Source organism: Endozoicomonas sp. ALB032 (assembly GCF_049310125.1).
Classification (GTDB): Bacteria; Pseudomonadota; Gammaproteobacteria; order Pseudomonadales; family Endozoicomonadaceae; genus Endozoicomonas_A.
This window is the reverse complement of the sequence record NZ_JBLYNW010000001.1, coordinates 2,696,840-2,710,813: the sequence shown is the minus strand read 5'-3', so window position 1 is coordinate 2,710,813 and position 13,974 is coordinate 2,696,840. Positions and strand designations below refer to the sequence as shown.

The 13,974-nt window shown below is 49.0% G+C and carries 12 protein-coding genes; 4 read left to right on the top strand and 8 right to left on the bottom strand.

Annotation, left to right across the window (positions count from 1 at the left end):
* The first annotated feature begins 83 nt into the window (after positions 1 to 83).
* Entirely contained in the window at positions 84 to 1,136 is a 1,053-nt protein-coding gene (selD, locus tag ACO6VG_RS09990; RefSeq protein ID WP_422411431.1) for a selenide, water dikinase SelD, read from the top strand.
* A 694-nt stretch (positions 1,137 to 1,830) separates the two neighbouring features.
* Here the strand turns inward: selD and ACO6VG_RS09985 are convergent.
* Together ACO6VG_RS09985 and ACO6VG_RS09980 are read right to left on the bottom strand one after the other, a co-directional pair.
* A complete protein-coding gene (locus tag ACO6VG_RS09985; protein ID WP_422136778.1) occupies positions 1,831 to 2,076 on the bottom strand; it encodes a hypothetical protein in 246 nt (81 codons plus the stop codon).
* A gap of 167 nt (positions 2,077 to 2,243) precedes the next feature.
* On the bottom strand, positions 2,244 to 2,675 hold the full coding sequence (locus ACO6VG_RS09980) for a secondary thiamine-phosphate synthase enzyme YjbQ (RefSeq protein WP_422136777.1): 432 nt from the start codon (positions 2,673 to 2,675) through the stop codon (positions 2,244 to 2,246).
* 73 nt (positions 2,676 to 2,748) lie between these two features.
* Between ACO6VG_RS09980 and ACO6VG_RS09975 the strand changes: the two genes are divergently transcribed.
* The 3 genes from ACO6VG_RS09975 to ACO6VG_RS09965 all read left to right on the top strand — a co-directional run bounded on the left by ACO6VG_RS09975 (position 2,749) and on the right by ACO6VG_RS09965 (position 4,035).
* A complete protein-coding gene (locus tag ACO6VG_RS09975) occupies positions 2,749 to 3,201 on the top strand; it encodes a hypothetical protein (RefSeq protein WP_422139816.1) in 453 nt (150 codons plus the stop codon).
* Between the two features lie 142 nt (positions 3,202 to 3,343).
* Positions 3,344 to 3,583: a type II toxin-antitoxin system VapB family antitoxin gene (gene vapB / locus ACO6VG_RS09970; protein WP_317143578.1), complete on the top strand. Its 240-nt coding sequence runs from the start codon at positions 3,344 to 3,346 to the stop codon at positions 3,581 to 3,583.
* The gene (locus tag ACO6VG_RS09965; protein WP_422473726.1) at positions 3,580 to 4,035 is read left to right on the top strand and encodes a PIN domain-containing protein; all 456 of its coding nucleotides are present in this window, start codon (positions 3,580 to 3,582) and stop codon (positions 4,033 to 4,035) included. Before vapB ends, ACO6VG_RS09965 begins: the two co-directional genes overlap by 4 nt.
* A gap of 66 nt (positions 4,036 to 4,101) precedes the next feature.
* Here ACO6VG_RS09965 and ACO6VG_RS09960 read toward each other — a convergent pair whose 3' ends face one another.
* From ACO6VG_RS09960 to ACO6VG_RS09935, 6 genes are all read right to left on the bottom strand, one after another.
* Positions 4,102 to 5,328 (bottom strand): hypothetical protein, encoded by a 1,227-nt coding sequence (locus ACO6VG_RS09960; protein WP_422136774.1) that lies wholly within the window; start codon positions 5,326 to 5,328, stop codon positions 4,102 to 4,104.
* A 191-nt stretch (positions 5,329 to 5,519) separates the two neighbouring features.
* Positions 5,520 to 6,800 (bottom strand): hypothetical protein, encoded by a 1,281-nt coding sequence (locus tag ACO6VG_RS09955; protein ID WP_422473724.1) that lies wholly within the window; start codon positions 6,798 to 6,800, stop codon positions 5,520 to 5,522.
* Between the two features lie 208 nt (positions 6,801 to 7,008).
* Positions 7,009 to 8,232: a hypothetical protein gene (locus ACO6VG_RS09950; RefSeq protein WP_422473722.1), complete on the bottom strand. Its 1,224-nt coding sequence runs from the start codon at positions 8,230 to 8,232 to the stop codon at positions 7,009 to 7,011.
* Between the two features lie 202 nt (positions 8,233 to 8,434).
* Entirely contained in the window at positions 8,435 to 9,655 is a 1,221-nt protein-coding gene (locus tag ACO6VG_RS09945; RefSeq protein ID WP_422136771.1) for a hypothetical protein, read from the bottom strand.
* Positions 9,656 to 9,840: 185 nt separating this feature from the next.
* Positions 9,841 to 11,049, bottom strand: a complete 1,209-nt coding sequence (locus ACO6VG_RS09940; RefSeq protein WP_422473720.1) for a hypothetical protein — start codon at positions 11,047 to 11,049, stop codon at positions 9,841 to 9,843.
* 187 nt (positions 11,050 to 11,236) lie between these two features.
* Complete coding sequence (locus tag ACO6VG_RS09935; RefSeq protein ID WP_422473718.1) at positions 11,237 to 13,819, bottom strand: WD40 repeat domain-containing protein; 2,583 nt, start codon at positions 13,817 to 13,819, stop codon at positions 11,237 to 11,239.
* Positions 13,820 to 13,974: the final 155 nt, after the last annotated feature.

Genomic DNA, 13,974 nt, shown 5'->3' with positions numbered 1-13,974 from the left:
CTCCGGCTCTCCCACTGCTTGCTTCTACTTCTATTAGTGCTAAAGTGCATGATTTTTCCATTTTATCCCTCTTGAGCATTTTAATGACCTCCCAGTACACCAACAACATCAAGCTGACTGAATACAGCCATGGTGCAGGATGCGGCTGCAAAATTTCGCCACAAATTCTCGATGGCATTCTAAAAACCAACCTTCAGCTGCCTGACTTCCCCGGACTGATTGTCGGTAACTCCAGCAAGGACGATGCCGCTGTTTTTGACCTCGGAAATGGTGAAGGCGTGATCAGCACCACTGACTTTTTCATGCCTATTGTTGATGATCCCTTCGATTTTGGACGAATCGCTGCCACCAATGCGATCAGTGATATCTACGCCATGGGAGGTAAGCCCATGATGGCTATTGCCATTCTGGGCTGGCCAGTGAATAGGCTGCCCCCTGAAATTGCCGCAAAAGTTGTCGATGGCGGTCGTCGGGCTTGTGCTGATGCCGGTATTCCTTTGGCAGGTGGGCACAGCATTGATGCACCGGAGCCTATTTTCGGACTGGCGGTCACTGGCAAAGTACCGCTAGAGCAGCTCAAGCGCAATGACCAGGCCCGGGCAGGTAGCAAGCTTTACCTTACCAAGCCTCTTGGTGTCGGTATTCTCACCACAGCCCAGAAGAAAAAGCTGCTCAGGGACGAACACAGCCACCTGGCTCGTGATGCCATGTGCACACTTAACAAAATTGGCTCAGAGCTGGCGCAATTACCGGGTATCAGTGCCATGACCGATGTCACAGGATTTGGTCTGCTGGGTCATCTGATTGAAGTCTGTGAAGGCAGCGAAGTAGCGGCCAATATCAGAATGAGCGCTCTACCACTACTCCCCCACGTCAGTGAATACCAACTACAAGGTTGCATTCCGGGCGGTACTGTACGCAATTTTGACAGTTATGGGCATAAAGCCGGGATCATCATAGAAGAGCAAAAACAACTCCTGTGTGATCCACAGACCAGTGGTGGCTTACTGGTCGCTGTGGACAGGGAAAGCGAAGAAGCGTTTCTGGCCATCACCCGGCAGCATGGTCTTTCACTGGAGTCTATTGGTGAGCTGGAAGAATATTCAGAGGGCCCTTTAGTGAGGGTTCAGATATAAGAGGATCGAGTAGGAGGCGGGGTTGCCCCCGCCGTCCTTTCACACCACCGGGCATACGGTTCCGTACCACGGCGGTTCCTGTAAACTCAGCTTTCGTTGTAATACGTCGCCTGCTGTCCAATAAACACCCAACCCAAGCTTCAGATACTGTCTTCCACTCTTTCGGATTTAAAGGCCTCTTTCGAGCATCTGTTCTAAACAGGCAGAGATCGCTTACTTCACATCATTTACAGGTTCAGCCCTTCAGTTTGCGGCAACAAACCTACTATGGCGTCTGCTGACTTCTGTTTTCCCATCCCAACACCTCACGATGCCGGTAGCCTGAGGCAGGAGAACAGATCTCCCGAGGTAATGCGCGTGACCTTCCCACTTATACCCGCCGCATCTACGTCCGCAGTTTCCATGCAAGTATTGGGCTTTGAAGATAATGGCCTTCTTACCCACTGCGACCGCCTACTATGCGATTCCTGTTCGTCGGGTCAGTGTTTTGCCTTCAGCTTTCTTCAGATTCCACCTCACGATGGACACCCTTGCCGTTCGGCTAATCATTCCCCTTGCCGGGCTGATAGAGGACTTTCACCTCCAAGTCATCCAGCCGCCACCACGCGTACTGGAACAGCGCCGTTTGGCGCTACGCGCCATACTCGGCGCACCGCCAAAAAAAAGCCCGACAATGTCGGGCTTAAAAATCGGTTTAAATTGTACGGTTACCGTATTCGCTCGAAGGTTTTTTGGGCGGATCAGCAGTAACGTTTGATGGGACCTCTTCTATTTCACCACCGGACTTAAGAAAGGCCTCTACCTGAGCGTTAAGACTCTCTCTGAGTTTTTTCCGGGATTCAACTGTGCGTTGATCAGCGGGTTCGTCTCGACTCCCCAGATAACTGATATCAACCCCGTCAAAACCAGCAGCAGCTTTTTTCGGCGTTTTCCGTGCCATAGCTATTTCCTCTTGGATACTGGTCAATGGAGCAATCTGTGCTCCAACCCATATTTTAAGACTTTAGTTCCGATTTTTTTTAGTTATAGTCCAGCGTTGGTAAAACGCCAGTCGGTTCGAGTCCTCCATTGATATACTGCTGTTAAAAAAGACCAATGAAATTATAATTACCTATATAGACGGCCTTGTAAAGTCGCAATCAAGCGACGTTTTCCGCCGCGCTTTTTGTGCTCTCCTAACCAGAGTCCCTGCCAGGTCCCGAGATTAAATCGGCCCCCGGTAACAGGTATCATCACACTGGCACCCCACAAGCTTGATTTTATATGGGCCGGCATATCATCAGCCCCCTCAAGAACATGGCGATAGTAGTCGGCACTATCCGGAATAGCTTGAAGGGAAAATGTTTCCATATCATGACGAACATCCGGATCTGTATTCTCATTCAGAGTAAGGGACGCGGATGTGTGCTGAATAAAGATATGAGCCAGACCCACCTGATAGAGTGAAAGCTCGGGAAGCTTTGACTCCAGCTCATCAGTGATAAGATGGAAGCCCCTGTCTTTTTCCGACAGTTGAATCAGTTTCTGAAACCAACTCATATCAAGTCTTCTCCTGTTTTGCCGAACTGCATTGGGCATTAAGCCCTTTTGGATAGCTTAACAGGCCTGTTTAATGATTCAGAGATTTTGGTTTGCTTTCATACTGCCTCTTTCTTTTCTGACAGCACTGTCTCACGCCAACGATTTGAATAACTTTGGCTGTGACTTTCTTGCTATGCAGGCTTTCTATATGGAAGAACTGGGAGTCAGTGGTGTCACTATTGTTCATCTGACACAAAAAATGGATAAGCCCGAAATAAAGGGCTTTACCAAACCGCTCGGGCCGAAAAAGTACCTGATAGCCTTGGCAGAAGGACTCGAACCCAGTGAAATAAGAGTCACCATGGCTCATGAACTGGTGCATGTCCGGCAGCTGGAAGAAGGCTCAATCGAAAACAGTGAGTTTAAAAAGCATTATCTGGACCGAAGCTTCGAAGATGAAGCCTTCCGGCTAAGCCTGCCATTAGCTGCCCAATTCTACACCAGCCATTCATGTAATGATGAAAATCAGGCAAAGCAACACTGAACGAAGGGGTAGTAGAGTATTTTCCAGCTCAGGGGCGTCGATAGTTGCGCCGTCTATTGATGACAACCTCTCCGAACTTATTGATCTACCCGCTGTTATAGTCTACTTTTTGGATATACAAAATATATATACAGGACTAAACATGGAAACCAGTGTATTTAGAAACAACCGTTCACAGGCGGTCAGAATCCCCAAAGAGCTTGAGCTGCCAGAAGGCACAAATCGTGTCAGGATCTCCAAACGTGGAGAATCTATACTGATCACTCCGATAAAAGGAGACTGGGACTCATTCTTTCAGATGGTTGATGAAAACGCTGTTGAGTTTGAGCGTCAGCCTCAACCCGACATGCAGGCCAGAGATCTGGGGGATTGGGGCGAATGAAATATATGCTGGATACCAACATGGTTATCTTCGCTATGCAAAAAGACGACCCCAGGCAAGTACGCCAAAAGATATCCAGCCACAATGGTGATATGTTCATTTCCTCAATCACCTATGATGAGCTGATGTTCGGTGTTTATAACTCAGACAGCGAAAAACGAAAGCAGACCAAAATCATTATACTAAACGAGTTTCTCATGAGGGTGTCCATTTTGCCCTTTGATGAAAAAGCCGCCGATCACTCAGCCAATATCCGGCAACACCTTTGCTCAAAAGGCCAGCAAGTCGGCGTATACGACAATCTCATTGCGGGTCATGCCCGAAGTCTTGGCATGACATGCATCACCAACAATACCCGTGAATTCGCCAGGGTACCCTCTCTGCTCGTGGAAGACTGGACCAATGTAAAAACACAAAAAACCAGCAGAAAAAGGTCATTGAGTTCAAACTGATCTACGAAAGAGCCTTGTGTAACTGCCAGAGTTCACCGCTGATTCAATTGCTAAAAGTTGAGTCTGTCAGTTGAACAGGGTCGAGAGATAATCCAGAGGCGCATAGAACTTTTTCCACTGAGTCCAGCCGGTCTCTGAAAAGCCTTCTTCCATTGGATAGCCATAAACGACGTAGTTTGAAAGACTGTTGATGAGAGCGAAGGTCAATGCAGGCACCAGAGTGACACCGGCTCTGATAAATGGGTTGTTTGAGGTTATCTTCGAACTGCCGAACATAAGCAGGACTCCAACTCCGCCCACAGCTGAGGATCCGAGTCCGACTCCGAATCCGGCTCCTAATCTGGCCAAGGCTCCGGCTGAGGTCGTGGCACTGGCTATGGCTCCAGCTACGGCCCCGGCTTCGGCTCCAGCGCCGGCTCCGGTTATAGCTCCGACTTCTGCTCCGGCTCCTGCTATGGCTCCGGCTCCGGCAAAAGTTCCTGCTAAAGCTGCGATTCCGACTCCGGCTAAGGCTAAGGCTCCAGCTTCAGCCTTTAACTGTTCCCCCGCATCAATTGTTAACAATGAAAAAATTCCCGAGAGGCTACCCGCAATTGCTGCGCTGACAGCGGAAGCAAGAGTCGCTTTTGCCGGACTGAAGCCTTTATAGATCATGGCTTCATAGGCGACAGCGCCTGCCATAATCCCATTGACCACAGACAATGTCGTGTACCCTCCAGCCGCATACCATTCAGTTGTAGTATTTCTCACGCTCATTTTTCTTAGAATTACCGCCGAAAAAGCGCTGGCTCCAGTTCTTAATAATGCTTCGGACGCAAGGTAGATCAGGACTGTAACAGGTATCTTCCCACTCGTTTTCGTTATAGCCGCATAAGCTGCCATTACAGCACCGGCAAAATATAGGGGTTTCCACCAGCGCTGCTCCAGGGGCCAGGGAGACACATGCCCAGCCAGCGCCACTTCGGTGCTGGTCATCAGGGGGGCCAGCTGCAAACAAAAATCCGTTTTCAACTTCTCCAGCTCCTTTGTATCCGATTCAGCCAGATCATATTTACTAGAAAGCCCCGAGACTATTCCCGCTGTTTTACACACACCCCACCAGATACCCAGGTTGAGCAGGGTAGACAGAGAGAATCCAGCAATGTTTACCGTTAACTCAAGCCCGTTTGCCACCAGTGCGGTGTCATTTAAAGGCTCAAGAAAATCAAAATCATTTTGTAAGGGGGGACTGGCCTGTGCTGTCGTATAAAGCAAACACAAAACTAATGGACACAGGTTGAATGGCTTTCTCATGGTGATTTACCAGATGCAGCTACTGAACCGGAAATATAGACCTTTATCAGAGCTATGGATGACAAAATTCTTAACTCCAACGTGCGCTGCAGATAAGGCAACTAACACATAATGAGGCTCTTTTACCGTGTTCTTCTCACCAAGGCTGATGGTTTAATTCCTGTTAACCTCAGGGGCACTTCAAGCGTATGTCATCTAAACAGGGTCGAGAGATAATCCAGGGGCGCATAGAACTTTTTCCACTGGGTCCAGCCGGCCTCTGAAAAACCTTCTTCCAGTGGATAGCCATAAACGGCGTAGTTCGAAAGACTATTGATAAGAGCGAAGGTCAATGCAGGCACCAGGGTGACACCGGCTTTGATGAACGGGTTGTTTGAGGATATCTTCCAATTGCCGAACATTAGCAAGGCTGCGACTCCACTTAAGGTAAGGGTTCCGGCTCCGATTCCGCCTGAGATTCCATTACTGACTTCTGCTGAGGCTCCAGCTCCGAGTCCGGCTACGGCTCCGGCTCCGGCTCCGATTCCGGCCAGGGTTCCTGCACATGCTCCTCCACCGGCAACAGCTCTGACTACAGATTCGATTGTGGCTGTGGGTATAACTTCAGCTCCGAATCTGGCTAAGGCCAAGGCTAAGACTCCAGCCCCGAGTCCGGCTATGGCTCCAGCTTCGATTCCGGCTAAGGCTCCAGCTACGATTATGGTCAGGGCCTGCGTCTGTCCGTCCACATCAATTGATAGCATTGAAATAACTCCCGAGAGGGTACCCCCAATCGCTGAGCTGACAACAGAAGCAAGAGCCGCTTTTGCTGGACTGAAGCTTTTATGGATGATGACTTCATAGGCGACAGAGCCCGCCATAACCCCATTCATCGCAGAAAATATCATGTATTCCCAAGCGGCATACCTTTCAGCTTTAATATCCCTCACGTTCATTTTCCTTAGAATTAGCGTCGAAATAGCGCTGGTTCCAGTTCTTGATATCGCTTCGGACGCAAGGTAGGTCAAAACTGCGACAGGTATGTGCTTCCTCGTTTTCGTAACACTGGCGTAAGCTGCCATTCCTGCACCGGCAAAATACAGGGGTTTCCACCAGCGCTGCTCCAGGGGCCAGGGAGATACACGCCCGGCCAACGCCACTTCGGTGATGGTCACCAGGGGGGCCAGCTGCAAACAGAAATCCGTTTTCAACTTCTCCAGCTCCTTTGTATCCGATTCAGCCAGATCATATGTGCTTGAAAGCCCGGAGACTATTCCCACTGTTTTGCATACACCCCACCATATACCCACATTGAGCAGGGTAGACAAAGAGACTCCGGCAATGCTTGCCGTTAACTCAAGTCCGTTTGCCACCAGTGCGGTGTTATTTAAAGGCCCAAGAAAATCAAAATCATTTTTTAAGGGGAGACTGGCCTGTGCCGTCGTATAAAGCAAACACAAAAGCAAAGGAAACAGTTTGAATGACTTTCTCATGGTGACCTGCCAGATACAGTTACTGAACGGGAAATATAGACTCTTAACAGAGCTACGGATGACAAAATCCTTAACTACAACGTGCGGTGCAGATAAGGCAGCAAACACATATTGAGGCTCTGCTAATGAGGTCTCACCACAGCCTGATGGTCTACTTCCTGTTAACCTCAGGGGCGCTTCGAGTAAATGGATTTGAAGGTTGAATCTGTCAGTTAAACAGAGTCGAGAGATAATCCAGGGGCGCATAGAACTTTTTCCACTGAGTCCAGGCGGTCTCTGAAAAACCTTCTTCCAGTGGATAGCCATAAACGGCGAGGTTCGAAAGACTATTGATAACAGCGAAAGTCAACGCGGGCACCAGAGTGACACCGGCTTTGATAAACGGGTTGTTTGAGGTTATCTTCCAATTGCCGAACATAAGCAAAGCTGCGACTCCGCTAAAGGTAAAGGCTCCGGCTGTGACTCCGGCTCCGATTATGCCTCTGATTACTGCTGAAGCTGAAGCCCCACCTCCGATTCCGGCTATGGCACCCGCACATGCTCCTGCTCCGGCTATAACTGCGACTACAGCTTTGATTCCGGCTGCATCTCCGGCTATGGCTCCAGCTCCGGCTATGGCTGTGGCTCCAGCTCCGGCTATGGCTCCAGCTACAATTCCGGCTAAGGCCTGTGCCTGTGCGTCTACCTCAATGGTTAATACTGAAATAACTCCCGAGAGGGTACCTGCAATCGCTGAGCTGACAACAGAAGCAAGAGCCGCTTTTGCTGGCCCAAAGCCTTTATGGATGATGGCTTCATAGACGACAGCGCCTGTCATAATCCCATTGATCAAAGACAACAATGAGTATTCCCAGGAGGCATACGTTTCAGTTGTAATATTCCTCACACTCACTTTTCTTAGAATTAACGCCGAAATAGCGCTGCCTCCAGTTCCAGATACTGCTCCGGACGCGAGGTAGGTCAAGACTGCGACGGGTAAGTGCTCCCTGGTTTTCGAAGCAATAGTGGCGTAAGCTGCCATTCCTGCACCGGCAAAATACAGGGGTTTCCACCAGCGCTGCTCCATGGGCCAGGGAGACACATGCCCGGCCAGCGCCACCTCGGTGGTGGTCACCAGCGGGGCCAGCTGCAAACAGAAATCTGTTTTCAACTTCTCCAGCTCTTTTGTATCCGGTTCAGCCAGATCATATGTGCTTGAAAGCCCGGAGACTATTCCCACTGTTTTGCATACACCCCACCATATACCCACATTGAGCAGGGTAGACAAAGAGACTCCGGCAATGCTTGCCGTTAACTCAAGTCCGTTTGCCACCAGTGCGGTGTTATTTAAAGGCCCAAGAAAATCAAAATCATTTTTTAAGGGGAGACTGGCCTGTGCCGTCGTATAAAGCAAACAGAAAAGTAAAGGAAACAGTTTGAATGACTTTCTCATGGTGACCTGCCAGATACAGTTACTGAACGGGAAATATAGACTCTTAACAGAGCTAAGGATGACAAAATCCTTAACGTGCGGTGCAGATAAGGCAGCAAACACATATTGAGGCTCTGTTAATGAGGTCTCACCACAGCCTGATGGTCTACTTCCTGTTAACCTGAGGGGCGCTTCGAGTAAATGGATTTGAAGGTTGAATCTGTCAGTTAAAGAGAGTCGAGAGATAATCCAGAGGCGCATAGAACTTTTTCCACTGAGTCCAGGCGGTCTCTGAAAAACCTTCTTGCAGTGGATAGCCATAAACGGCGAGGTTCGAAAGACTATTGATAAAAGCGAAAGTCAACGCGGGCACCAGAGTGACACCGGCTTTAAAAAGTGGGTTGTTTGAGGTTATCCTGGAACTTTCCAACATAAGCAAGGCTGCGAATCCGGCAAAGGTAAAAGATCCAACTTCGGCTCCAACTAAGGCTACTAATCTCTCTCTGAACCCGGCAGGAGCTGCGGCTGGAACTGCGCCTGTGGCTGTGGCTGTCGCTGCGGCTGAAGCTGCAGCTGTGACTGTGAGTAAAGCTGCGGCCCCGGCTCCTAATCCTGCTCCTGCTCCGAGTCCGATTCCTGCTCCGGCTACAGCTCCGGCTAAAACTCCAATCCCGGCTTTGGCTAATGTCTCTCCGCCCACATCAATTGTTAACAATGAAATAATTCCCGAGAGGCTACCCGTAATCGCTGCGCCAACAACAGAAGCAAACATCGCTTTTGCTGGCCTGATACCTTTATGGATCATGGCTTCATAGACGACAGCGCCTGCCATAACCCCATTAATCAGAGACAATATTGCGTATTCCCCAGCCGCATACCATTCAGTCACCATATCCCTTACGCTCATTTTTCTTAGAACTAATGTCGAAATAGCGCTGGCTCCAGTTCTTGATGCCGCTTCGGATGCAAGGTAGATCAAGACTGCGACAGGTACGTGCTTCCTCGTTTTCGTACTACCGGCGTAAGCTGCCATTCCTGCACCGGCAAAATACAGGGGTTTCCACCAGCGCCGTTCCAGGGGCCAGGGAGACACATGCCCGGCCAGCGCCACTTCGGCGGTAGTCACCAGGGGGGCCAGCTGCAAACAGAAATCCGTTTTCAACTTCTCCAGCTCCTTTGTATCCGATTCAGCCAGATCATATGTGCTTGAAAGCCCCGAGACTATTCCCGCTGTTTTGCATACACCCCACCATATGCCCACATTGAGCAGGGTAGATAAAGAGACTCCGGCAATGCTTCCCGTTAACTCAAGCCCTTTTGCAACCAGTGCGGTGTCATTAAAAGGCTTAAGAAAATCAAAATCATTTTGTGAGTGGGGGCTGGCCTGTGCCGTCGCATAAAGCAAACATAAAAGCAATGGAAACAGGTTGAATGACTTTTTCATGGTAATTTTCCCAGTACAGCTAATGAACGGGAAATATAGACCCTAAACGGAGCTATGGATGACAAAATCCTAAGGCAGCAGACACATAGCGAGGCTCTGTTACTGAAGTCTCATCACGGCCTGATGGTCTGCTTCCTGTTAGCCTCAGGGGCACTTCGGGTAAATGGAATTGAAAGTTGATTCTGTCAGTTAAACAGAGTCGAGAGATAATCCAGGGGCGCATAGAACTTTTTCCACTGGGTCCAAGCTGTCTCTGAAAAGCTTTCTTCCATTGGATAGCCATAAACGGCGTAGTTTGAAAGACTGTTGATAACAGCGAAAGTCAACGCAGGCACCAGAGTGACACCGGCTTTAATAAGCGGGTTGTTTGAGGTTATCCTTAAACTGCCCAACATAAGCAAGGCTGCAACTCCGCCAAAGGCAAAAGCTCCAGCTATGGCTCCAGCTGCGGCTTCGACTCCTGCTCTGAAATCGGCTTTGGCTATGACTGTGGCCGTTGCTGTGGCTTTGGCTATGGCTGCGGCTATGATTGTGGCTTTGGCTGCGGCTGCGGCCACAGCTCCGACATCTGCTCCGATTCCGACTACTACTCCGGCCAGAGCTCCAACTAGAACTCCGGTCCCGGCTTTGGTCTCTGTCTGTCCGCCCACATCAATTGTTAATAATGAAATAAAACCCGAGAGGGTACCGGCAATCGCTGCGCTGACAACAGAAGCAAGAATCGCTTTTGCTGGCCTGAAACCTTTATGGATCATAGCTTCATAGGCGACAGTACCTGCCATAACCCCATTAATCACAGACAATATTGGGTATTCCCCAGCCGCATACCAATCAGTTACCACTTCCCTCAGGCTCATTTTTCTTAGAGCTAACGCCGAAATAGCACTGGCTCCAGTTCTTGATACCGCTTCGGACGCAAGGTAAATCAAGACTGCAACAGGTATGTACTCCCTCCTTTTCGAACTGGCAGCATAAGCTGCCATTCCTGCACCGGCAAAATACAGGGGTTTCCACCAGCGCTGTTCCAGGGGTGAGGGAGATACATGCCCGGCCAGCGCCACCTCTGCGATAGTCACCAAGGGGGCCAGCTGCAAACAGAAATTCGTTTTCAACTTCTCCAACTCCTTTGCATCCGATTCAGTCAGACTGTGTGTGCTTGAATGCCCGAAAGCTATTCCTGCTCTTTTACATACACTCCACCATATACCCACATTGAGCAGGGTAGACAAAGAGACTCCGGCAATGCTTTCTGTTAACTCAAGCCCGTTTGCCACCAGTGCGTTGTCATTAAGAGGCTTAAGAAAATCAAAATCATTTTGTGAGGGGGGGCTGGCCTGTGCCGTCGTATAAAGCAAGCACAAAAGTAACGGAAACAGGTTGAATGACTTTCTCATTCTGATTTGCCAGATACAGTTCCTGAACGGGAAATATAGACTCTAAACGGAACTATGGATGACAAAATAGACATTCAGGGCCAGTCGTTTTATACGCCTTCTGTAGTTTTTATTATCCGGTGATGTCGAGTTAGGTAGCCGACTCAGTGTCTGTGGAGACTTTTTATGTCTCAAACACCGGAAATGATCATAATTCGGGGAACAAATCCGTGACATTCTTCACGGGAACTGGTTGTCTGCTTTTGAGCTTCTTAACGAACACGGTAGCTGAAACCGCTGCAACGAAGACAACACCCACCGCGATAAGCCCAATACCCCAGTCCGGGATTTCTGCTCGTGATAAAGGGGGAAGGTTCTTTGGGTTGTAGTTTTGAAGACCCAGAGAAAGCACCTGCATACGGACATGCCGGATACCCTTCTCAATATCAGCGTCTGCAATTGCCAGATAGGCGTTATTGCCCACAAAAATCGGGCGCATCGACTTTGTTGCCGGGGTCTTGAATGCGGTGTCAAAATGATGGACATTGACCTGATTTTCATAAGTAATGACAGACAGTTGTCCATTACTGTTGTAAATAATAGCGTGCAAATAATGGTCTGAAGTCACCAGTCTGACGATTAAAAACGAACCAGGTTTTCCTGAAGGAAAACGAATCACATCGTCTATAATATGAGCACTGTCCATCACTCCAGTGTCAGTCGCCACCCGGCGAATGGAGAGTTTCTCTTTCTCAGGGCTGAATACAGCAACGTAAACATGGTCCTTTTGAATCAGAATGTCCTGCCGGATGTTGTCACTTTCAATGTTTGTGTCAATTACTATCTCTTTGCCATTGTATCCAAAAGAGAAAGCGGGATTGAGTTGTTTTTTTTCGAACTGTCTTATAAATACAGGATAGGGCGCATTTTTACCGCCACTGATGCCCGTTACATAAAGGTGCTTGCCATCTGGAGAAACCCTCAAAAAAAGTCCTCGTTCCTCATCGCTCTTAAAACATTTTTTAGGAAACGTGAGTCCTTGTTGATGATAACTGCTCATCAACAGTTTGTTATTAATTTTTCCTGTTAAATACATGACACCCTGATGATGAGCGGTATCATTAATTTGAACCCCTTCAGGAAATACCTTGTCGTGTACGCTGAATCGTGCCCGGTATCCCTGGCCAGCAATTAACGGAAACTCCAACAGAACCGTTTTTCCAGACGTTGGCGTTGCAATAATGTCAAGGTGAGAACCTGTAGTTTCGTGAATAACCTGTCCAGCCAGAGACTGATAGGAAGCCAACCTTCTGAAACTGCTGGCAGAGGTTGTGTAAGTCACAATACCACACAGACCAAATTGTTTATCCAGTTCAGAGCCTTTATAACGTGCCAGAATAATCCTTTTGGGATCCGACTCAGGCTGAATAACAACGTATATCTGCTGATTTGCAGCATCATACGCTTGAAACTGGGGTATTCCTCCTGGCGGTGAGCAGCCAGCCGAAAGGCTGGGTGCATTTGTATTGTGAGGCAGAGTTGTATTCGACGATAAAGTTTTGTTCAGCAGTGAATTTGCTGACGGAGATTCCGAAATGATCGTAGAAGTCGTGGTCAGTTTTCTGGTTGACAGACGTGTAGAGGGTGATGTTTTCGCTGATGCTCTTATACCGACCTGATAAATCCAGACCTTTTGGTCTTCCCCACCGGCTGCCAGCAGGGTACCGTCGTGGTTGTAGGCAACGCTCTGTATATCGCTTTTCGCATCGGAGATGGTGTGCAGGAGGCGAGCTGGTTTCGACACGTCATATATCCTAACCTTTCGATCACCTGACCCAACTGCGAGTCGGGTGCCGTCGTGATTGAAGTCGATGCTCATGATCCAGTCTCTCGCAACGGACAGAACTTGCGGCGGAATGGTCAGGTTATTCGGGTTATAAATCCTGACCTTATTCCAGACCTTTCTATCACTTCCCCCAGTTGCCATCTGAGTGCCGTCGTAGTTGTATTTAACGCTCCGTACCTGACCATTTGACTCGTGCAGAGTATGGGGGAGAATGGACAGATTCCTCGGATAATAAACCCTGACCTTTTGATCTTTCCCTCCCACTGCCAGCTGGGTGCCATCGTGGTTGTAGTCAACACTCATTACCCAATCATTTGCATATGGCAGTATTTTCGGGGAAATGGACAGGTCATTCGGGTCATAAATCCTGACCTTGTGATCTTGCCCACCCACTGCCAGCTCGGTGCCGTCGTGGTTGTATTTAACACTGCGTACCGCTTTTGTCGCATCGGACAGGGTAGCAAGGGGGGAGGACGGGGACACTGGGTCATAAATCCTGACCTTATTATCATTCCCCCCGGCTGCCAGCCGGGTGCCGTCGTGGTTGAAGGCAACAGTCCTGACCCAGTCTTTAAAATCGTGCAGGGTATGCAGCAGTCTGGGCCTCGCCGGGTCACTCATATCAAAGATTTGTACGGGGCCTGAAGAAGGGCATTTGGGATCAGCACTGCCGGAACCCATTCCCACAGCCATGAGCGTACTGTTCTTATTCCATGAGACACTCATAACCCTGTGGGGCCCACAATAACTTGGTGGGACAACGCCTCCTGTGGGTGTTGGAGCGGTCGTTACCGGCAACATGTTCGGATCTATATTAATCTCGTGGATCAGTAAAGGTTGCATTGTTGGCCGGGCAATAACGGCCGTTTGAGCAACTGCCTGCATACAGCTTGTTGCCAATAAGATAACCAAACCCGCAATAGAACAGCTCTTTGCAATGCCCATAACCACTCTCCAGAATTCCAGCTTGGTGATCTGAGGCAATGAAAATGGACACAAAATTCACTGCCGCCCGGTTAAAAAACAGGGAAAGATGTGAGGTGCCTGACGCTGTCGGTCAGCGGTAAAATAACAGTTGTCGAGACAGCTATTTCAGAAAA

Excerpts from the sequence above, each read along its gene's own strand:
- selD (WP_422411431.1), top strand. The coding sequence starts at position 84 with ATGACCTCCCAGTACACCAACAACATCAAGCTGACTGAATACAGCCAT.
- ACO6VG_RS09985 (WP_422136778.1), bottom strand. The coding sequence starts at position 2,076 with ATGGCACGGAAAACGCCGAAAAAAGCTGCTGCTGGTTTTGACGGGGTT.
- ACO6VG_RS09980 (WP_422136777.1), bottom strand. The coding sequence starts at position 2,675 with ATGAGTTGGTTTCAGAAACTGATTCAACTGTCGGAAAAAGACAGGGGC.
- ACO6VG_RS09975 (WP_422139816.1), top strand. The coding sequence starts at position 2,749 with ATGATTCAGAGATTTTGGTTTGCTTTCATACTGCCTCTTTCTTTTCTG.
- vapB (WP_317143578.1), top strand. The coding sequence starts at position 3,344 with ATGGAAACCAGTGTATTTAGAAACAACCGTTCACAGGCGGTCAGAATC.
- ACO6VG_RS09965 (WP_422473726.1), top strand. The coding sequence starts at position 3,580 with ATGAAATATATGCTGGATACCAACATGGTTATCTTCGCTATGCAAAAA.
- ACO6VG_RS09960 (WP_422136774.1), bottom strand. The coding sequence starts at position 5,328 with ATGAGAAAGCCATTCAACCTGTGTCCATTAGTTTTGTGTTTGCTTTAT.
- ACO6VG_RS09955 (WP_422473724.1), bottom strand. The coding sequence starts at position 6,800 with ATGAGAAAGTCATTCAAACTGTTTCCTTTGCTTTTGTGTTTGCTTTAT.
- ACO6VG_RS09950 (WP_422473722.1), bottom strand. The coding sequence starts at position 8,232 with ATGAGAAAGTCATTCAAACTGTTTCCTTTACTTTTCTGTTTGCTTTAT.
- ACO6VG_RS09945 (WP_422136771.1), bottom strand. The coding sequence starts at position 9,655 with ATGAAAAAGTCATTCAACCTGTTTCCATTGCTTTTATGTTTGCTTTAT.
- ACO6VG_RS09940 (WP_422473720.1), bottom strand. The coding sequence starts at position 11,049 with ATGAGAAAGTCATTCAACCTGTTTCCGTTACTTTTGTGCTTGCTTTAT.
- ACO6VG_RS09935 (WP_422473718.1), bottom strand. The coding sequence starts at position 13,819 with ATGGGCATTGCAAAGAGCTGTTCTATTGCGGGTTTGGTTATCTTATTG.